This is a genomic window from Mycobacterium sp. G7A2 (genome assembly GCF_041902445.1).
Lineage (GTDB): Bacteria > Actinomycetota > Actinomycetes > Mycobacteriales > Mycobacteriaceae > Mycobacterium.
The window spans coordinates 5,136,501-5,155,032 of sequence record NZ_CP169251.1 but is presented as its reverse complement, the minus strand read 5'-3'; the positions used below and the strand labels follow the sequence as shown (position 1 = coordinate 5,155,032).

At 68.7% G+C, this 18,532-nt stretch carries 17 protein-coding genes and 1 pseudogene; 6 read left to right on the top strand and 12 right to left on the bottom strand.

The features are described from left to right. Positions 1-17: 17 nt before the first annotated feature. The 5 genes and pseudogenes from ACEWX3_RS24450 to ACEWX3_RS24430 form a co-directional block, all read right to left on the bottom strand. Positions 18-278, bottom strand: coding sequence for a DUF222 domain-containing protein (locus ACEWX3_RS24450; protein WP_374157948.1), 261 nt, complete (start codon positions 276-278; stop codon positions 18-20). A 138-nt stretch (positions 279-416) separates the two neighbouring features. Then, positions 417-1,250 carry a cyclopropane-fatty-acyl-phospholipid synthase family protein gene (locus tag ACEWX3_RS24445; protein WP_374159940.1) on the bottom strand — a complete coding sequence of 278 codons (834 nt, stop codon included), beginning with the start codon at positions 1,248-1,250 and terminating at the stop codon, positions 417-419. Between the two features lie 93 nt (positions 1,251-1,343). Further along, positions 1,344-1,958: pseudogene (locus ACEWX3_RS24440) on the bottom strand (class I SAM-dependent methyltransferase); the annotation flags it as partial. Between the two features lie 383 nt (positions 1,959-2,341). After that, on the bottom strand, positions 2,342-4,234 hold the full coding sequence (locus ACEWX3_RS24435; RefSeq protein ID WP_374157947.1) for a PQQ-dependent sugar dehydrogenase: 1,893 nt from the start codon (positions 4,232-4,234) through the stop codon (positions 2,342-2,344). Positions 4,235-4,352: 118 nt separating this feature from the next. Beyond that, positions 4,353-5,633, bottom strand: coding sequence for a wax ester/triacylglycerol synthase domain-containing protein (locus ACEWX3_RS24430; RefSeq protein WP_374157946.1), 1,281 nt, complete (start codon positions 5,631-5,633; stop codon positions 4,353-4,355). A gap of 80 nt (positions 5,634-5,713) precedes the next feature. Between ACEWX3_RS24430 and ACEWX3_RS24425 the strand changes: the two genes are divergently transcribed. Beyond that, the gene (locus tag ACEWX3_RS24425; RefSeq protein ID WP_374157945.1) at positions 5,714-6,196 is read left to right on the top strand and encodes a cation:proton antiporter regulatory subunit; all 483 of its coding nucleotides are present in this window, start codon (positions 5,714-5,716) and stop codon (positions 6,194-6,196) included. A gap of 5 nt (positions 6,197-6,201) precedes the next feature. Further along, positions 6,202-7,404 (top strand): cation:proton antiporter, encoded by a 1,203-nt coding sequence (locus ACEWX3_RS24420; RefSeq protein WP_207065988.1) that lies wholly within the window; start codon positions 6,202-6,204, stop codon positions 7,402-7,404. Positions 7,405-7,413: 9 nt separating this feature from the next. Here the strand turns inward: ACEWX3_RS24420 and ACEWX3_RS24415 are convergent, their stop codons facing one another. Continuing rightward, positions 7,414-8,214 (bottom strand): potassium channel family protein, encoded by an 801-nt coding sequence (locus tag ACEWX3_RS24415; protein ID WP_163673002.1) that lies wholly within the window; start codon positions 8,212-8,214, stop codon positions 7,414-7,416. Positions 8,215-8,429: 215 nt separating this feature from the next. On the opposite strand from ACEWX3_RS24415, the gene ACEWX3_RS24410 reads away from it, so the two are divergent. From ACEWX3_RS24410 to ACEWX3_RS24395, 4 genes are all read left to right on the top strand, one after another. Continuing rightward, entirely contained in the window at positions 8,430-9,341 is a 912-nt protein-coding gene (locus ACEWX3_RS24410) for a PE-PPE domain-containing protein (RefSeq protein WP_374157944.1), read from the top strand. Between the two features lie 133 nt (positions 9,342-9,474). After that, positions 9,475-10,905 (top strand): PE-PPE domain-containing protein, encoded by a 1,431-nt coding sequence (locus tag ACEWX3_RS24405; RefSeq protein ID WP_374157943.1) that lies wholly within the window; start codon positions 9,475-9,477, stop codon positions 10,903-10,905. A gap of 150 nt (positions 10,906-11,055) precedes the next feature. Beyond that, positions 11,056-11,220, top strand: a complete 165-nt coding sequence (locus ACEWX3_RS24400; protein ID WP_163673005.1) for a hypothetical protein — start codon at positions 11,056-11,058, stop codon at positions 11,218-11,220. Positions 11,221-11,302: 82 nt separating this feature from the next. Further along, positions 11,303-12,511 (top strand): hypothetical protein, encoded by a 1,209-nt coding sequence (locus ACEWX3_RS24395; protein WP_374157942.1) that lies wholly within the window; start codon positions 11,303-11,305, stop codon positions 12,509-12,511. Positions 12,512-12,597: 86 nt separating this feature from the next. Here the strand turns inward: ACEWX3_RS24395 and ACEWX3_RS24390 are convergent, their stop codons facing one another. Genes ACEWX3_RS24390 through ACEWX3_RS24365 form a run of 6 tightly spaced genes read right to left on the bottom strand, consistent with a single transcriptional unit; the run spans position 12,598 to position 18,525 of the window. Next, a complete protein-coding gene (locus ACEWX3_RS24390; protein WP_374157941.1) occupies positions 12,598-13,566 on the bottom strand; it encodes a 2-hydroxyacid dehydrogenase in 969 nt (322 codons plus the stop codon). A gap of 10 nt (positions 13,567-13,576) precedes the next feature. Continuing rightward, complete coding sequence (locus ACEWX3_RS24385; protein WP_374157940.1) at positions 13,577-14,920, bottom strand: enolase C-terminal domain-like protein; 1,344 nt, start codon at positions 14,918-14,920, stop codon at positions 13,577-13,579. A 25-nt stretch (positions 14,921-14,945) separates the two neighbouring features. After that, positions 14,946-15,743, bottom strand: a complete 798-nt coding sequence (locus ACEWX3_RS24380; RefSeq protein ID WP_374157939.1) for an IclR family transcriptional regulator — start codon at positions 15,741-15,743, stop codon at positions 14,946-14,948. Positions 15,744-15,753: 10 nt separating this feature from the next. Beyond that, the gene (locus ACEWX3_RS24375; protein WP_221349746.1) at positions 15,754-16,479 is read right to left on the bottom strand and encodes a sulfite exporter TauE/SafE family protein; all 726 of its coding nucleotides are present in this window, start codon (positions 16,477-16,479) and stop codon (positions 15,754-15,756) included. Further along, positions 16,476-17,480: an ABC transporter ATP-binding protein gene (locus ACEWX3_RS24370; RefSeq protein WP_374157938.1), complete on the bottom strand. Its 1,005-nt coding sequence runs from the start codon at positions 17,478-17,480 to the stop codon at positions 16,476-16,478. Before ACEWX3_RS24370 ends, ACEWX3_RS24375 begins: the two co-directional genes overlap by 4 nt. Further along, entirely contained in the window at positions 17,473-18,525 is a 1,053-nt protein-coding gene (locus tag ACEWX3_RS24365) for an ABC transporter ATP-binding protein (RefSeq protein ID WP_374157937.1), read from the bottom strand. Before ACEWX3_RS24365 ends, ACEWX3_RS24370 begins: the two co-directional genes overlap by 8 nt. Positions 18,526-18,532 lie beyond the last annotated feature (7 nt).

Sequence of the window (18,532 nt, the reverse complement as noted above, 5' to 3'; positions counted from 1 at the left end):
CACACCGCGGAAACTGCTCACCACGCGCCGCGACCGCGGGCGATCGTCTTCGCGTTACGCGGTGACACCCCGGTCTTCCAGGCCACCAGCGCCGAGATCGACCGCGCCCCGGTCATCCCGGCCAACCCGCCATGATCGATCTCGGCCACGATGTCCACGATCTGCGCATCGATGGCGTTGCGCTGACCGGTCAACTCCGCGATCTGCTCGAACAACTCCGCCAACCGCTCCTTCGGCGACACCTCATCGTCAACCAAAGACGCTGCAGCAGAGGACATGACCCCATCAAAGCAGCACCCACCGACAAAAACGGACGCGCGCAGCCCGCGCTGCACAGACCGAAGGCATCCACCGACAAAAAGAGACGGCCGCCGGCTGCACACTGCAGACCGGCGGCCGTCGTCGACAAACCTGGATCAGGCCGGCTTACGGAACCGCTGAATTCCCCAGGCCAGATGGCCCTGGTCGGCAGCGTCCACCCAATTGCGCAGTCCTACAACCATCTTGTTCAGGTACTCGGCCGAAGACTTCTGCTCGAGCTCGCTGCGGCGCGACTCGAGCTCCTGGCGCACGCGGTCGTAGTGGGTGCGGAGGTTGTGCACCAGATCGATCTGATCGAGCACCTCGAAACCGATGTCCTGCGCAGCTTCCCGGTAGAACCGCATCGAGCCCAGGTCGCGCAGGTTGAGCCGATCGTAGACGGGCTGCAGCACCCCGTCGGGCACGTCATCGGTTTGCATGGGATCGGTGAACACCAGTTCGCCGCCGGGCTTGAGCAGCCGGAAGGCCTCTTCGATCACCTTGCGACGGTCGGGGGCATGTAGGAAGGCATCCTGGGACCAGACGACATCGGCGCTTTCGGCGGGCATCGGCACGTCGTCGAAACTGCCATGGATGACATGGATCTGGCGATCCAGCCCGGACTGCCGGTTCTTGGCCCGGTTGTTCGCGTTCTGTGTTTCGGAGATGTTCACACAGGTGACCTTGCAGCCGTGGGCGCTGGCCACTCGACGCGCCGAGCCGCCGTAGCCGGCGCCCAGGTCGACGACCATGGCGTCAGAGCCGAGGTTGGACAGCAGCCCGGCCATCCGGTCCACCGTCTCGACGCCGGCGGCCCCGATGTCGTCGGTGTCCTCGTAACACCCGACGTGGATGTCCTCGCCACCCCAGATGAGGGAGTAGAAATTGTCCGCGTCGTCGCTGTCGTAATACGCCTCCGCCTCATCGGCGACGGTGTTCAGATTGTCCACCGACTTTTCGGCGACGTGGACGAAGAAGTCCGGTTCGTTTTCCTGGTAGGTCTCCTGGAAATCTCCGTAGGTGCGAACCCGCTCGAAGCCGGCCTCCCGAATCAGCCGTCGCACATAGTTCTTCCGCAGCGGGTACATGTTCAGCGTGTATTCCGAGCCGTCCGGGAAGGTGTACTTGAATCGCGCCAGTCCGTCGTCGACGTGCTCGGGTTCGGCGGTGACCTGTTCGCCGCAGTAGTAGTACCTGTGTTTCGACGAGAAGCCGTGGTCGAGCATCTCGTCGTAGTTGCGCTGATCGAGGATCAGGATGCCGTCATGGCGCAGTGCGGCGTAGAACTCGGCGAGCGCGCGGCGCCGGTCCTGTTCGTCGTGCAGATGGGTGAACGAATTGCCCAGGCAGATGATGGCGTCGTACTTGCCCTGGATGCTCTTGTTCAGCTGGCGCCAATCGGCTTGGACGCTCTTGAGGATCAGCCCGCGCTTCTTGCCGTTCTCGAAGGCCTTGGCCAGCATCGCTGCGGACCCGTCGGCGCTCGTCACGTCGAACCCGGCCTCGGTGAGTCGCACCGAGTGAAAACCGGTTCCGGTGGCGACGTCGACCACGCTCTTCTTGTCGCGGGCACGTAGGACGTCGATGAAGAATCGGCCTTCGGACTGGGCCCGGGCATCCCAGTCGATCAGTTCGTCCCACTTCTCGACGAAGCTCATGACGTATTCGCCTCGGTAGAGATCGGTGTCGCGATCGGCTAGTGGATCGTCACCGTAATTCTGTTCACGCAACCGCAGTTCTGCATTGTCCTGGGTGGTCGTGGAAGTCATGAGACCTTTCTTTTTCCGTTGCCACGCGCACGCTCTCGGAAAAAGTGGTCGTGCGTGCGCTGATCCTTCAATCACGAGGAATGCGCACGCTATCCGCGGTTTTGGGGGCGAAGTCGTAGCTGCGCCGTTCCCCGCAGAGCAGGGGACGGGCGACTCCCGTCGCACCCACACCGCGGTTCTACTGTAGTTCACAGGGAACTTTTAGCGACCGCTAGGGCCGAATCCGTTGGCCGCCGGCACCTCGACCAGCGACGTCACCGAAAAACTCGTTCTCAGACCAACTCCGCCTCGGCCTCCCCGGCGGGTGCGATGCGCACCAGCGAACCGGGTTGGTACAGCAGCTGGTAGACGTTGCCGTCCGGTCCCTGGGCGAGCACGACGGTCGATCCGGCGTCCGGATCGAACGTCTGCGCGTCCCCGCACGACGTGAACTCCGGCGTGCACGTCAGAACGCGGATCCAGCCTTGGACCAGATCGGCGATGAACACCTTGCCCACGTAGTCGGGGCCGAACGTGTCGCCGTCGTAGACGAGCACCGAGGTGATCGCCGCGCCCCCGCCACGCGGGTAGGTGTAGATCGGGTTGATCGAGTCGCAGTCGTCGCAGACTCCTTCGGCGCCGGGCCACCCGTAATCTCCGCCGGCGGTGATCAGGTTCAGTTCCTCGAACGAGGCCGCACCGACGTCGGCGACCAGCAGCTTGCCGTCCGGTGTGAACGTCAACCGGAACGGGTTGCGCAGACCGTAGGCGTAGATCTGAGGCAGTGCACCGGCAATGGCCGGGTTGTCGGCGGGGGTGCTGCCGTCGGGGTTGAGGCGCAGGATCTTGCCGTGAATGTTCGTCAGGTCCTGCGAGTTGGCGCCGTTACCGTTGTCCCCGACTCCCCAGTACAGCGTGCCGTCGGGTCCGAATCCCAAGGCTCCGCCGTGGTGGTTCACCGCGGAGGACTGACCTGACTGCAGGAGGACGACTTCGGTGCCGGCGGTGTTGCCGACCATTGTCAGCCGGGATAGCTGGTTGCGATTGGCCGAACTGACGTACGAGACATAGAGGTATCCGTTGTCGGCGAAGTCGGGATCGACGGCCAGGCCGCTGATTCCGCGCTCACCGAGCGTGTTGACCGACAGCGTGATCACGGGTTCGTCACGCAGCGTGCCGTTTTCGACAACCTTGATCGTGCCCGCTTTCTCGGCGACGAGAATGCGGCCGTCGGGCAGGAACCGGAAGTCCACCGGGGTGTCGAGTCCGGGAACGACGACAGCGCGCTCGAAACCGATGAACACCGTCTCGGTGGAGCGATGCCCGCTGTTGCCGAGCAGACCGAAACTGACCAGGTTGAGTAGGCCGGCGAGGCCGTGGATGTGCAGACCGCTACGTGCGTCGCTGACCGTGACGTCGAACCTGTCCTGGCCGGCGAACGTGTCGTCGGGGGTGTAGACGAAGCTGCCGTCGGAGTTGATGACGACGCTGCCGTGGGCCGGATCGGTCGCCGTGAAGGTGAGCCTGCTCGAGTCCGGGTCCTCGGGATGAAGCTGGCCCTGGATCGTCCCGTCGACGACGCTGTTCTCGGACGGGTCGTGGTCCAGGGTCGGGGTGTCGTTGTCGAAGAAGCTGTCGATGAGCTCACCCAAGGTGGGCGCTGCGGCGGCAGGAGATGCGTCGTCGGGGGCCGCGGACTGCGCAGCGCTCGTGTCGGCACGGTTCGAGGCCATCGCGGTCGCCTCGTCGAGGAATTCGGTTTCCGGCGCTGCGATCTCAGCCACCTCAACTGCCGCTTCTGACTCGGCCTCCTCGGTGGTGGCGGCCTCAGCCGCCGCGTCAGCCTCAGCCGCCGCGTCAGCGTCAGCCTCAGCCTCGGCCTCAGCCTCGGCCGCCGCCTCAGCCTCAGCCTCGGCCTCCGTGGCCTCGGCCTCGGATTCCTCCGACGTCACGCTGCCCTGCTCCGCGCCTGAAGACTCCGGGGCGGTCGACGACCCGCTTGCCGACGTCGTCTCCGACGTACCCGACGCCGACCCCGACTCCGACGTCTCCGCCGACGCCAAGCCCGGCCCCGCCAGCACCGCTGCGCCGACCCCGAGGGCGAACGCCAGTCCGCCGACCCGTCCGATGTGCCGGCTGGGCCCGGCCGTCGGCCGCGCCTCCCGTGTGATGGCTGATCCCCCCATGTCGCCTCCCTGCGAACGGGGCGCCGTGAAGCTCGCCTCCACGCGCGCCCACTGGTAGCCCGACTGTATTGCGCTGGTTTGCTGGGCACAGCGTTTTGGCCGGACGGTCAGCAATACGTCACGCCGGGGCGGCGGTGGCCAACTCCGTGTAGGCGGCGGCGACGTGATCGGCCAGCAGCCGCACGCCGGGCAGCGCCCCAGGATCGGTGCACAGGCCGACGCCGATGTCGTCTCCGCACGAGATCGCCGAGATGCGCAGCGCATGGTGCATCGCCGGCTCGGACGAGGAGAACAGGTGCTGCACCCGTCGGCCCGCGACCGACACGGCACCGACAGGCCCCGGCACATTGGACACGGCGACGCTGAATTCGCGCGCGCTGCCGGCCAGCCGGCCCACCGCGGCGCCGAGACGAGGGAGTCGGCCCAGCGCGTGGAACAGATCGAACAGCTCCTCGGCGTCGCCGAGCCGCTTGCGCCGGGCGGTCTCGGCGCGGATCAGATCCAGCCGGAGTAGCGGATCCTGTTCGGCCAGCGGCAGATCGACGTTGATGAACGAGTCGCGGTTGCCCAGGTCGTGTGCTGTCTCGTCGCGGTGGTGCAGGCTGACCGGGACCTGCGCCCGCAGCCGCCCCGCCGCGGTGCCGCGTGAGCTCAGCCACTGTCGAAGACCACCGACGATCACCGCCAGCAGCGCGTCGTTGACCGTGGCGTGGACGGGCCGCGACGCCCCGATCTCCTTGAGCCGCGACAGCGGCAGCACGGTGAACGCCAGTTCGCGGGCGGCGCCGACCGGCCGGTCGAACGGGGAATGCGGACCGGGGCGGCCGAGTTCGCGCAGCACCACCTCGGGCATCCGCCGCACTTCGGTCAGCCGCGACGGCGCCGCGGCGCTGCGCATCCCGGCAGCACGCGGGACGCTGTCATCGCGCGGGTCGAACAGCATCGCGTCCAGGAAACGGATCCCGGCGATCCCGTCGGCCATCGCATGATGGATCCGCGCGGCGATCGCTTCACGGCCGTCGTCGAGCGGCCCCAGGACGTCGAAGGTCCACAACGGCCGCCGGCGGTCGAGATGCTCGGCCATGAGCGCGCCCACCTGCTGCCACAATTCGGCCTGCGTCACCACCTCACCTCCGGCGCGCCGACGCACGTGGGCAGTGATGTCGAACTGCTCGTCGGCGACCCAGCGCGGCCCGTCGCCTCCGGTGTCGACCCGCTCGGTGGCTCGCGGCTGGTCGGACAGTCGGCCTGCCACGCTGTTTCGCAACCGGCCGACGTCGAGAATTTCGCCGGGCTCGAGGATGATCAGCTTGAGCGTGTGACCGGTGATGGCCGCCGACTCCAGACCGAGGATCCGCGCGTCCTCGCCCGAGAGGGATTCGCCGTCCTCGGACACCATGAGCCCAGTATCGGACACGTCGGCCACGCGGTCCGGGGCTTGCGGCACACGGTCGGGATGGGTCGGTCAAGATGGGACGCATGGACGTCAACGAGGTTCTGCTGCCCGGTGTGGGGCTGCGTTACGAGTTCGACAACACCGACGGCGACCGCATCGGCGTCGTCGCGAAGCGGGCCGGCGACTTCGAGGTCGTGCTGTACGCCGCCGAGGATCCCGATGTGGCGCAGCCGCTGTTTCACCTCAACGCCGAAGAGGCCGACGCGCTGGCCCAGATCCTGGGCGCCCCGCGCATCGCCGAGCGGTTCGCCGATCTGACCCATGAGGTGCCTGGTCTGGAGGCGGGACAGGTCTCCATCGAACCCGACAGTCCCTACGCCGACCGGCCCCTCGGGGACGCCCGCGTGCGCACCCGCACCGGCGCCTCGGTCGTCGCGATCGTGCGCGACGAGGACGTCCAGCCGTCGCCCGGCCCGGCCGATGTGCTGCGCGTCGGCGACATCCTCGTCATCATCGGCACCGAGGAAGGCATCACCCAGGTCGAGCACATTTTCGACAAGGGCTGAGCGGGGTGCACGGCTCCGTCGCGCTGCTGATCCAGATCGGGCTGCTCCTGGTCGTCCTGACCGTGCTGGGTGCCCTGGCCCGCAAAGTGTCGCTGTCACCGATCCCGCTGTACCTCCTGGCCGGGCTCAGCCTCGGTGAGGGTGCGATACCGGTCGAACCGTCGGCGTCGGAGTTCATCGAGACCGGCGCGCTGGTCGGGGTGGTGCTGCTGCTGCTGACACTGGGGCTGGAGTTCTCGGTCACCGAGTTCGCCGCCAGCATGCGCAAACATCTGCCGTCGGCGTGGGTGGACCTCGCGCTCAACGCCACCCCGGGAGCGCTCGTCGGCTGGTTCCTCGGCCTGGACTTCGTCGGGATCCTGGCAATGGCCGGCGTCACCTACATCTCGTCGTCCGGGGTGGTGTCGCGGCTGCTCACCGATCTGCGCCGGTTGGGTAACCGCGAGACCCCGGCGGTGCTGTCGGTGCTCGTGCTCGAGGACTTCGCGATGGCGGTGTATCTGCCGTTGCTCGCGGTGCTGGCCGCCGGGGGGACGTGGGTGAACGCCGTCGTCGGCATCGCCATCGCGATCGTGGCGTTGGCGGTGACGTTCCTGGCGTCCTACAAGTGGGGGCACGTCGTCGAGCGGCTGGTGTCGCACCCGGATTCGGAGCTGTTGTTGCTGCGGGTGCTCGGCGTGGCGCTGCTGGTCGCCGGACTTGCGGAGTTCGTGCACGTGTCGGCCGCCGTGGGCGCCTTCCTGGTGGGCCTGACGCTGAGCGGGGAGACGGCGGTCCGGGTACGGGAACTGCTCAGTCCGTTGCGGGACCTGTTCGCCGCGATCTTCTTCGTCTCGATCGGGTTCATGGTGGATCCCGCGGTGATGATCCCGATGTTGCCGCTGGCGGTGGTGCTGGCCGTGGTCACGGCGGCCACCAAGGTGGTGTCGGGCATGTACGCCGCGAAGCGCGAAGGGGTGGCGCGTCCGGGTCAGCTCCGGGCGGGCACCGCACTGATCGTGCGCGGGGAGTTCTCGCTGGTCATCATCGCGCTGGTCGGCGAATCGATTCCGGTGATCGAGGCCATCGCCATGCCGTACGTCTTCGTGCTGGCGTTCTTGGGGCCGGTGGCCACCCTGCTCAGCGGGCGTGTCACCGCGCGACCCCGACTCCAGCGCCGGGTGTCGCGGCCCGCTCGGGCGCGACGTGCCGACCCGCCCTCGGGCTGAGCCGACAAGTCAGCGGCGCGACCACGCTCCGCGACGGACCTCGTCACGCGAAGCGCTCTCACGTTCCAGGTGCCGGGTGTGTTCCCGTCCGGCGTCGTGTCCGCGCAGCTGCCGGGACAGGTGCCGGATCTCGTCGCGCAGCTCGTCGATCTGCGCGGCGGTTGCCGCGCGGTGCGCCGAGTCCTCCTCCGAGACACGCTCGACGATCCACGAGGCGACCGTCGCGGTGATCACACCGATCAGGCTGATCCCGCCGATCATCAGCAGCACCGCGATGACCCGCCCCGTCGTGGTGACCGGGTACTCGTCGCCGTAACCGACGGTCGTGACCGTCACGATCGACCACCACACGGCTTCGCCGAAGTTGGTGATGGTGGCCTCGGCGGCGTTGCGTTCGGTCTCCAGCATCGCCAGCGACGCAACATAGACCAGCAGCGTCGCGCTGGCCGCGGTGTACATCACCACCCGGCCGCGGATGGCGTCGCCGCCGGCCCGGTGCAGCACCTTGACGAGGACGACCAGCCGCAGCAGTCGCAGCGGGCGCAGGAACGGAAGCACGACGATCGCCAGGTCCAGCAGGTGCCGGAAGAACCAGCGGACACGCTGGGGCGCGAGCGTGAGGCGGACGACGTAGTCGACGACGAATGTCACGTACAGCACCGTCATCACCGCATCGAGGGTGTTGTTCACCGCACGCGGCGGCTCGGCGAGCACCTGCACCGAGTACACCACCAGGAAGATGACGGCTACCGCGGCCAGCACCCACTCGCTGCGAGACTCCCATTGCTCGAGTCGTTGCGAGGAGGCCATCGGTCGATCTGCACCTTTCATTCCATGGCGGTGTTCATGCGTCGAACAGGGACGATGACGGTCACGCTACCGCGAAACGCCTGCGGGAGGAGTACCCACTACCGGCCCGAAGGTAGACGTCGGGGCCGGTACGGTGGGTCGTAGCAAACCTCTGATCATCACCGGCGGGCCGTGTCACCGCGCCCCTCGGCCTCAGGAGAGGGTGGGCAGCTCGGGTGACTCGCTCGGCCGACGGCGGCCTTGAAACGCCCAATACGCCGAAGCGGGCGGAGCGGCGACCGCGGGCCGCGCTGCACTACCTGCGAGGCACGAAGATCGGCGACGATCCCCCCGACGAGGTCTTCGAGCGGTTCATCGACGCGGTCATCAAAGGCGTCGGAACGGCACCGCCGGTCCGCTACGAGAAGGTGTCCTACAACGCGGGCTTCTGGCCGCTCTCGCATGGCGGTACGGCCGACCTGACCTACGACGCGTCGTTGGCGCAAGGCGTGCAGTTGCTGACCGAGCGGGCCGCCGAGCCGGGCGATGTGATCTTCGGGTTCTCCCAGGGTGCGGTCGCGGCGTCGTTCTACAAGTCCGCTCACAGCGGCAACCGCTACGTGCTGGTGGAAAACCCGAGCCGCCCCAACGGCGGCATCATGGCGCGCTTCCCGGGGGTGTCGATCCCGGTCGCCGGCGTCACGTTCAGCGGTGCCACCCCGCACAACGGTGACCACACCATCGACGTGGCCCGCCAGTACGACGGTTGGGCCGACTTCCCGGCCGACCTGTGGAACCCGTTGGCGGTGGCGAACGCGCTGATCGGCATCCTGGTGGTGCACGGCGGCGCCCAAACCGAGGTGACCGCCGACGAGATTCGGGCAGCCGAGTCGGCGGGGCCGAAGTACTACCAGTACGACGCCGATTCGAACACCGTGTACTACCTGCTCAGGACGCCCTCGCTGCCGCTGTTGATGCCGTTCGAACGCTTCCTGCCCCGGTGGATCGCCGACGCCGTGGCGGGCCCCCTGCGCTGGTTCATCGAAACGGCCTATGACCGAAGTGATTACAGCCGCCCGACCCGCTCGACGTTCTTGCGACCGCTGGAACTGCTGCGCAGGGTGGTAGGTGCCGACTCCGGCGTGTGACGCGGTGTCGGCCCGCTGAGTGCCGCGGCGACCAAAACCCCCGATTGCCGTTCACAGCAAACTTCTGTCCGTACACTCGCCCTGGGTGGGGGCGCGCGCAGTGACGCCTCCTGGGGGTGTCGGAGGGGGCACTGTGGCAAAGCACCGGTTGGGCACATGTCGACGTCAGCGGACGCAGAGAGCGAAGAACCGCTCGACCGGTCGCCCCGGCGGCCTCGCGGCAACCGGCGCGGCAGGGGTCGCGCTGGCTCTCGGGGCCGCGCCGACGCTGACGTCCAGTCCGCAGTTGTTGTCCGCGCTGCACTATCTGCGCGGTACGAACATCGGTTTCATCCCCAGCGAGCAGCAGTACGAGGACTTCATCAGCACAGTCATCGACGGCAGCGGTCTGACGCCATCGACGTCATACGAGGAGGTCGCGTACAACGCCGGTTTCCGGCCGTTCTCCCACGGCGGCTTCGCCGACCTGAGCTACGACGATTCGGTGGTGCAGGGGGCGCAGCTGCTGGCCGATCAGCAAGCTGTCGAGGGCGACGTGATCTTCGGCTTCTCCCAGGGCGCGGTCGCGGCATCGCTGTACAAGGCCACCCATACCGGCAACACCTATGTTCTGGTGGGCAACCCGAGTCGGCCCAACGGCGGGGTCATGCAGAGGTTCCGGGGCTTGACGATCCCGTTCGTCGACGTCACCTTCAGCGGCGCCACACCGGTCAACGGTGACTTCACGGTCGACGTCGTGCGCCAGTACGACGGCTGGGCTGACTTCCCGACCTATCTGTGGAACCCGGTCGCGATCGCCAACGCATTCATGGGCATCGTGCTGGTGCACGGCAACACTCAACTCGAGCTCACGAGCGAGGATCTCGACCTCGCCGAGCAGTCCGGCAGTGAGTGCTACCAGTTCGACGAGCACTCCAACACCGCCTACTACGTCATCAAGACCTATCCGGTCCCGCTGCTGATGCCGTTCGACTGGTTGCCCGACCCGATCCTCGCCGCACTGGATGCGCCGTTGCGCTGGTTCATCGAAACCGCTTACGACCGCACCGATTACAGTCAGCCGTTGCGGTCGAGGCTCTTCGCTCCATGGAACCTCTTCAGCGCCGACGTTGCCGACCGGCAGGAGCCCGAAAGCGATTCGGGGGACGCAGGCGCGGCACGAATCGCCGACAGCTCGTCCTCCGATGAACCCGCAGCACCCGGTGGAGTCGACGGGGCACCGATCGGGGGGCAGCAGGTGACCGCCGAGGGCGGTACCGGCGATGCGGAGGACGAGGAGGCCGGCGACCTCGGTGTGGTGGCCGAGGCCGGTGAGGAGGACGACATAGGCTCTGGGGGCGGCGAATCGCCGTCGGCGGCCTTGGATCCCCCCGGCGAGCCTGACGCGCTGCCCGCCGACTCCGGCGTCGACGAACTCGAGGAAGCGGTCCCAGCGACCGAAGGTCAAGAATCGGGGGACGCGGCTGACGCCGGGGCGGACAACCCCGGTGCCGTCGCCGGAGCCGCAGCCGAGGACTCCGCCGACGGCGCAGCTGAGGACTCCGCCGGCGCCGCGGCCGCATAGCCGTCTGAGGCGCGGTCGCATAGCCGCCTGAGTCGCCGCCGACGCCCTCGTGTGATCGGGCAGACGTGTGTGATGCATTACTTCGCCGTGCGCCGGGCACCGCTGTGGTGAGACCGTCGGATCAGTGTCCGGGGGTCCGAGAGGAGCGTCATGGCGCAGATGGAGTGCCGGCGATGCGGCGCGCAACGGCCGTCCTGGCTGGGTGAACCGCACCGCTGTGTCGGCGACGCCAACGTGTCCTGGCTGGGCTTTCACCAGCTGACCGCGCAGGCCGCGATGGCGTGGCGCCGCCACCTGCTCGACGGAGCGGGCTGATCGGAAACCCGGCCGGATGCATCGCCGGGGCGGCTCGCGGTAGTGTCGGGGGCTGATCGTTACCAGATTGGAAGCTTGCCCCATGGATCTTGTGCTCGGTTTGTCGATGACGTCGTCATCGGTGCGCTGGGTGCTCGTCGAGTCCGCCGGAGAGGGCAGAACCCTGGACCGCGGCTCACTGCCCGTGGACCATGATCAGGTTTTCGACGCTGACGCCCTGCTCAGCGCGCTGATGGACAGGACCGCGGGTCGGCTGCACGCCATCGGCCTGAACTGGACCACCTCGGCGGAAGCCGCCGCGAACGCGATCTGGCAGGCGCTGACCGACCGTGGCGTCGAGAACGTCATCGCCGTCTCCGACGTCGAGGCCGCCGAAGCGCTGGCCCGCGGTGTCGCCGAACTCGCCGACGGCGAGCGGGTCGTGGTCTGCGTCGCCGAGCCGGGCGCCGCTGTCGTCGCCTCGGTCAGCCCGGACGGCGTGACTGCTGACCGCGTCCACCCGACGGACCTCGCCGACGTGGACGGTCTGTCCCCCGACACGGTGCTGGTCGCGGGCTCCGGAGACGTCGACGCGGTGGTCGGCGCGCTGCGCGAGCGCACCGATGCCGCCGTCGTCGCGGCCGATGAAGCCGACCTGGCGCTGGCCAGGGGCGCCGCGCTGGCCTCGGAGTCGGCGGTGTCGCTGCTCGATGCCGAGTCCGCGCCGCCCCGCAGGGCCCTCTCGCCGACCGCGGCGGCCGCCTCCGTGCTGGTCGCGGCGGTGGTCACGTTCGTGGTCTCGCTCTCGATCGCGCTCGGTATGACGTTCACCCCTGACACCGAGGCGCCGAAGATGGCCCGCTCGGCGAGCGAGCCGCTGCGCGAGGCCGCGCCGCCGTCACCGGCCGAAGCCGCTCCGCCGGCCCCGAAACCGCTGGCTCCGCCGCCACCTGCTGCTCCGGTGCCTGCAGAGGCGGTGGCTGCCTTCGTCGAGGTCCCGGACGCGATGCCGATCGTCGAACCGCCCGCAGCCCCGCCGGCGCCGCAGGCCCCGCCGCCGGTGTACGAAGAGCCGATCGCCCCCGCTCCGGCCTATGTGCCCGAGGCCCCGGCCTACGTTCCGCCGGCACCGCCGCCGAACTATCTGCCGCCCGAGCCCGCGCCGGTGTACGTGCCGCCGGCCCCGGCGCCGAACGTGGCGCCGCCGCAGCTGAACACCCCGCAGCCCGAGCCGCGGCTGCGCGATCGGATCATCGAGCGCATTCCGATCATCAACCGGTTCCACGAGCCGGAATACGACTACACGCCCTAGATCCGGCGCGCGTCGGCGTGCGCCTGAGAGTGGCGCAAGGCGTGACGGTGTTGCAGCGCCCTACTCGGGCGACGCGTGTACCGTCGTCAGGCTCGGTTCACCACATTTTCCAGCGGTTCGCCCTGGGCGAGACGGGTGATGTTGGCGCCGACGTCGTCGACCCGGCCGATGAAGGTGTCGGTGGTGATTCCCGACGAATGTGGGGTCATCAGCACGTTGGGCAGTTCGGCGAACGGCAATTCGCTGGGCGCACAACGCCCTTCGCCGGCGGGGTAGCGGTACCAGACGTCGATCGCGGCCCCCTTGATCACGCCGCCGGCCAGCGCGTCGTAGAGCGCCCGTTCGGCCACCAGCGGCCCACGCCCGACGTTGATCAGGACACCGTCGGAGCCGAGCGCGGCCAGCTGCGCCGCCCCGATCATCCCGGTGGTGTGCTCGTTCAACGGCGCGGAGACCACCGCGACGTCGCACTCGTCCAGCAGCTGGTCCAGTCGGCTGGTGTCGCCGACCCAGTCCAGTCCGGCCTGGTCTGCGACCCGGCCCGACCCGGTGACCGCTGCACCCGTGCAGCCGAACGCGCGCAACAGTTTCCAGCTGCGCAACCCGATGTGGCCGAAACCGACGAACCCGATCCGGGCGTCCCCGAAGGCGGGCGGCTGCGGCAGCGAGCGGTCGTACACCGACGTGGCCCAGATCCCGTCCCGCAGCGCCCGGTCGTGCGTCAGGAAGCCCCGCCGCAGCATCACCGCCGCCCCGGCCACGTACTCGGCGATCGAACGTTCGTGGTGGAAGGTGTTGCACACCGCCACCTCAGGGGGCAACGCGGCGAAGTCGATGCGGTCGGTGCCGGCCCCGGCGACGTGGATGAGACGCAGCCGCTCGGCGGCCCGCACCATGTCGGCGGTGAAGAAGCTGCCGACGAACACCTCGGCGTCGCGCAGCTCCTCGTAGGGCACCCCGTCGGTCAGCCAGACGAATCGTGACCCGGACGGTGCCCGTGCCTGCAGCCGCTCCCGGTGGGGGAGCAGGTTGCCGTCGGCCACCACGATCAACATGTCATTCCTCTCAACCACGCTGCAGCGCAGGGCGTTTGCTGTCGAACGTCCATCCGGGGATCAGGTACTGCATGGCCGCCGCGTCGTCGCGGCTGCCGAGTCCTTCCTGCTGGTACAGCGCGTGAGCGGCTGCCACCGCGGCTTCGTCGAGCGTCACGCCCAGCCCGGGTGCCTCGGGAACTGTCAGATAGCCGTCGACGATGCGGTACGGGTCGGTGGTGATGGCCTGGCCGTCCTGCCAGATCCAGTGGGTGTCGATGGCGGTGATTTCACCCGGCGCGGCGGCGGCGACGTGGGTGAACATGGCCAGTGACACGTCGAAGTGGTTGTTGGAGTGCGACCCCCACGTCAGGCCCCACGCTTCGCACAGCTGGGCCACCCGCACCGACCCGGCCATGGTCCAGAAGTGCGGATCGGCCAACGGGATGTCGACCGCGCCGGAGCGGATCGCATGCCCCATCTCGCGCCAGTCGGTGGCGATCATGTTGGTCGCGGTGGGCAAGCCGGTGGCGCGTTTGAATTCGGCCATCACCTCGCGGCCGGAGAACCCGCCTTCGGGTCCCACCGGGTCCTCGGCGTAGGCCAGCACCCCGGCCAGCTCGCGACATGTCTTGACGGCGTCGCGCAACAGCCAGCCCCCGTTGGGGTCCAGCGTGATGCGTGCGCCGGGGAAGCGCTCGGCGAGCGCGATGACGGCCTTGGCCTCCTCGGGCGCCGGCAGCACGCCGCCCTTGAGCTTGAAGTCGGCGAAACCGTAACGCGCGTGGGCTGCTTCGGCCAGGCGCACCACCGCGTCGGGAGTCAGGGCCTCCTGGTGGCGCACCGTGAGCCAGTCGTCGGCGTCGGGTGCCTCGTCGGCGGGGGACCGGTAGGCCAGGTCGGTCTTCGTGCGGTCTCCGACGAAGAACAGATATCCCAGCGCCTGCACCTCGGCGCGCTGCTGACCGTCGCCGAGCAGCGCGGCGACGGGTACCTCCAGGTGCCGGCCGAGCAGATCCAGCAGCGCCGCCTCGACGGCGGTGACGGCATGCACCGTGACCCGCAGGTCGAAGGTCTGCGCTCCGCGACCGCCGGCGTCGCGGTCGGCGAACGTGCGCCGCATGTCGGCCAGCACCGCGTGGTAGTCGCCGATGCTGCGTCCGGTGATCAGCGGCCGGGCGTCCTCGAGGGTGCGCCGGATCGGTTCGCCGCCGGGCACTTCCCCGACGCCGGTGTTGCCTGCCGAGTCGGAGATGATGATCAGGTTGCGCGTGAAGAACGGCCCGTGCGCGCCGGACAGATTCAGCAGCATGCTGTCGTGGCCGGCGACCGGGATGACGGTCACGTCGGTGACGACGGGTGTTCTGGCGGTCATGGCGCTCCTTCGGGCAGATATCTGGTCACGAGGCAAACCATTTGTCGCCGTTGGCCAATGGGCGGACCACACGGGTCACCTTGTCGCCGACGTCGCGCAGCGCGTCGATGACGACGCGCTCGCGCTCGGCGGTCAGACGGTCGGCGGGTATCGAGGCGCTGATCGCGTCCTGCGCGGGTCGGCAGTAGCGCAGGGCCACGGCGAAGCAGCGCAGCCCGGCGGTGTTCTCCTCGTCGTCGGAGGCGTACCCCCGCACCCGGACGTCGTCGAGCTGGTGGTCCAGGTCGGCGCGGTCGGTGATCGTGGTGGCGGTGAGCGCCTCCAGCGCCGCGGGGACGTGCTTGTCGCGGTCGGCGCCGAACCGTTCTGCCAGCAGGGCCTTGCCCAGCGCCGTGGCGTAGGCGGGCAGTCGCCGGCCCACCCGGCTGGAGGTGCGCAGGTACTGCTGGGATTCCCGGGTGGCCAGGTACACGATGTCCGTGCCGTCGAGGCGGCCGAGGTGGAACGTCTCGTCGAGCTCGGCGCGCAGTTCCTCCAGGAACGGCGTGATGAGCGGTAGGTAGGGGTCGCTGTCGAGGTAGCTGGTGCCGACCAGCAGCGCCCGGATGCCGATGCCGTAGTAGGTGCCGGTGGGGTCCGAGCGCACCCACCCCTGGGCGACCAGCGTGCGGAGCAGGGCGTGGGCGCTGCTGCGCGGCATGTCCAGGGCGTCGCTGATCTCGCGCAGCCGGGCCGGGTCGGTGGGGCGGGCGGCCAGATACTCGAGCAGCTCGACCGTGCGTACCGCCGACTTCACCTTGCGCACCGAGATGTCCTGGCTCACCGCGTCCCCCTCAGAAGGCCAGCAGCAGCTCGCGCCCGATCAGCACGACGGCGCCGGTGGCCGAGACGCCGATCGCCAACCAGCGCAGCCGCAGCGGATTGAGATACCGGTTGAGCACCCGGGAGAGCAGGTACCCGAGCACCGCGGCCGGAACCAGCAGCGCGAAGGTCTTCAGCGTGCGGCCGTCGACGGCGCCGGTGAAGGCGAGCACGATCAGCGAGATCACCGAGCCGACGAGGAAGAAGCTGCTCATCGTGCTGCGCAGCACCGCACCGCTGTTGCGCTGCCAGACCAGCGCCATGGGCGGCCCACCGATCGACGTCGCGGTGCCCAGCAGCCCCGAGGCCGCCCCGGCCAGCACGACGTTGCGGCGCCGGGCGGCCGGAACCCAACCGGAGCTGGTGAGCACCACGCCGCCCAGCACCACAGCGGCCAGCACGATCACCAACGCCTGATGCGGCAGCGCGGCCAGCAGCAGTGCGCCGGCCACGGTCCCGGGCACCCGCCCGATCAACGCCCAGCCGGTCCCCGACAGGTCGATGGCTTCCCGTTCGCGCACCACCACCATCAGCGTGACCAGCGTGGCGACCATGATCAGCGTGCCCGGGATCATCGCCGGTTCGATCATCGCGACGATCGGTGCGGCGAACATCCCCATGCCGAATCCGATCGACGCCTGCAAGGCCGAAGCGAACAGAATCGCCGCGGCCACGACGCAGAATCCCGCAAGGGTCATGCCGACACGGTCTCAAGTCCACTCCCCTCCAGCAGCAACGGGTGGTGGCACAGCGCCGTGTGGCCGCCGACGTCGGGGTCCACGGTGACCGGCGGCGTGGTGGTGGCGCACACGTCGGTGGCCTTCCAGCAGCGGGTGCGAAAGCGGCAGCCCGACGGCGGGTTCAGCGGTGAGGGCACCTCGCCGGAGAGCAGGATGCGTTCCTGGCGGTGTGCGCCGTCGAGGGTGGGCGCCGCGGACATCAGCGCCGCGGTGTACGGGTGGTCGGAGCGGTCGAATACCGTGTCGGTGGGGCCGTTCTCGATGATCTTGCCGAGATACATCACCGCAACCCGGTCTGCGACGTGGCGCACCACCGAGAGATCGTGCGAGATGAAGATGTAGGAGATGCCGAGTTGCTCCTGCAGATCGTTGAGCAGGTTGAGTACCTGGGCCTGTACCGAGAGGTCGAGCGCGGAGACGGGTTCGTCGCAGATGATGACGTCCGGGTTCAGCGCCAGCGCACGGGCGATGCCGATGCGTTGCCGCTGGCCGCCGGAGAATTCCTGCGGATACTTGTCGGCGGCCTTGGCGCCCAGGCCCACCAGGTCCAGCAGGCCGCGCACCCGCATGTCGCGGTCCTGGCGGTTCTTGACGAGCCCCTTGTGGCTGCGCCACGGCTCGGCGATGATCTCGGCGGCCGACATCCGGGAGTTCAGGGACGCGTAGGGATCCTGGAACACCATCTGCACCCGGCTGCGGAACTTCAGCAGCTCGGCGCCGGTGAGCGTGAACGGGTCCACGCCGTCGAAACGCACCGTTCCGGCGTCCGGACGTTCGAGCATCAGCAACGTCCGTGCCAGGGTCGACTTTCCGCAGCCGGATTCGCCTACCAGGCCGAGGGTTTCGCCGCGCGCCAGGTCCAGGCTGATGCCGTCGAGCGCGCAGAGTCTGTTCTTTCCGGCGTGCGGGACGCGGAACGACTTGCGGACGTCGCGGACTTCGAGCAGATTCTCAGACATCGTCACTCTTTTCTCCTCGCGTGCGGGGCGTGACCTCTTCCGGGAAGTGGCAGGCGGCCTTACGCTGTTCGCCGACGTGGTCGAGGGTGGGCCGGGTGGTGACGCAGATGTCGCGCGCCAACGGGCAGCGCTCCTGGTAGACGCATCCCTCGGGAATGTCGTGCAGGTCCGGCGGTGACCCGCCGATCGACGTCAGGCCGTCGCCGCGGCGGGCGTTGACGGGCACCGAGTTGAGCAGGCCCTTCGTGTAGGGATGCTTCGGGTCGGCGAAAACCTCGGCGACGGTGCCGGTTTCGATGACGTTGCCGGCGTACATGACGGCGACACGGTCGGCTTCTTCGGCCACCAGGGCCAGATCGTGGGTGATCAGGACGACGGCCATGTCGAACTCGGTGCGCAGGTCCCGCAGCAGCGCCATGATCTGGGCCTGCACGGTGACGTCGAGCGCGGTGGTCGGCTCGTCGGCGATCAGCACGCTGGGGTTGAGGGCGACGGCCATGGCGATCAGCAGCCGCTGGCGCATGCCTCCGGAGAACTGGTGCGGGTAGGAGTTCAGTCGGGTCTCCGGCTGGGGGATGCCGACCCGCGCCATCAGTTCGACGGCCTTGGCCTTGGCATCCTTGGCGTTGAGTCCCTTGTGGATCCGGAACGGTTCGGCCAGTTGGGTCCCCACGGTGTAGAGCGGGTTGAGCGCGGTCAGCGCGTCCTGGAACACGATGGCCAGTTCGGTACCGGCCATCGCGCGCCGCTTCTTGCGGTCGGCGGAGAGCAGGTCGACACCGGACAGGGTGACGCTGCCCGCGACGACATCGGCCACCGGTTCGAGCAGGCCGACCAGTGCGGTCGCGGTCATCGACTTGCCGCAGCCGGATTCACCCAGCAGGGCCAGCGTTTCGCCGCGCCGAGCCTGGAACGACACATCGTTGACGGCGCGCAGGGTGCCCGAGATGGTGCGGACCTCGACCGAGAGCCCGTCGACGTCGAGCACCGTGGGCGCGTCGGCGTGGTGGTCGGTCTGCGTGTCAGGGCGTGCTGGTGCGGTCATGCTCGAG

What these genes read in the sequence shown, in the direction of transcription:
- ACEWX3_RS24435 (WP_374157947.1), bottom strand. Translation starts at nt 4,234, where the DNA reads ATGGGGGGATCAGCCATCACACGGGAGGCGCGGCCGACGGCCGGGCCC.
- ACEWX3_RS24385 (WP_374157940.1), bottom strand. Translation starts at nt 14,920, where the DNA reads ATGACCGCCAGAACACCCGTCGTCACCGACGTGACCGTCATCCCGGTC.
- ACEWX3_RS24415 (WP_163673002.1), bottom strand. Translation starts at nt 8,214, where the DNA reads ATGGCCTCCTCGCAACGACTCGAGCAATGGGAGTCTCGCAGCGAGTGG.
- ACEWX3_RS24365 (WP_374157937.1), bottom strand. Translation starts at nt 18,525, where the DNA reads ATGACCGCACCAGCACGCCCTGACACGCAGACCGACCACCACGCCGAC.
- ACEWX3_RS24370 (WP_374157938.1), bottom strand. Translation starts at nt 17,480, where the DNA reads ATGTCTGAGAATCTGCTCGAAGTCCGCGACGTCCGCAAGTCGTTCCGC.
- ACEWX3_RS24390 (WP_374157941.1), bottom strand. Translation starts at nt 13,566, where the DNA reads ATGTTGATCGTGGTGGCCGACGGCAACCTGCTCCCCCACCGGGAGCGG.
- ACEWX3_RS24400 (WP_163673005.1), top strand. Translation starts at nt 11,056, where the DNA reads ATGGCGCAGATGGAGTGCCGGCGATGCGGCGCGCAACGGCCGTCCTGG.
- ACEWX3_RS24395 (WP_374157942.1), top strand. Translation starts at nt 11,303, where the DNA reads ATGGATCTTGTGCTCGGTTTGTCGATGACGTCGTCATCGGTGCGCTGG.
- ACEWX3_RS24375 (WP_221349746.1), bottom strand. Translation starts at nt 16,479, where the DNA reads ATGACCCTTGCGGGATTCTGCGTCGTGGCCGCGGCGATTCTGTTCGCT.
- ACEWX3_RS24425 (WP_374157945.1), top strand. Translation starts at nt 5,714, where the DNA reads ATGGACGTCAACGAGGTTCTGCTGCCCGGTGTGGGGCTGCGTTACGAG.
- ACEWX3_RS24450 (WP_374157948.1), bottom strand. Translation starts at nt 278, where the DNA reads ATGTCCTCTGCTGCAGCGTCTTTGGTTGACGATGAGGTGTCGCCGAAG.
- ACEWX3_RS24430 (WP_374157946.1), bottom strand. Translation starts at nt 5,633, where the DNA reads ATGGTGTCCGAGGACGGCGAATCCCTCTCGGGCGAGGACGCGCGGATC.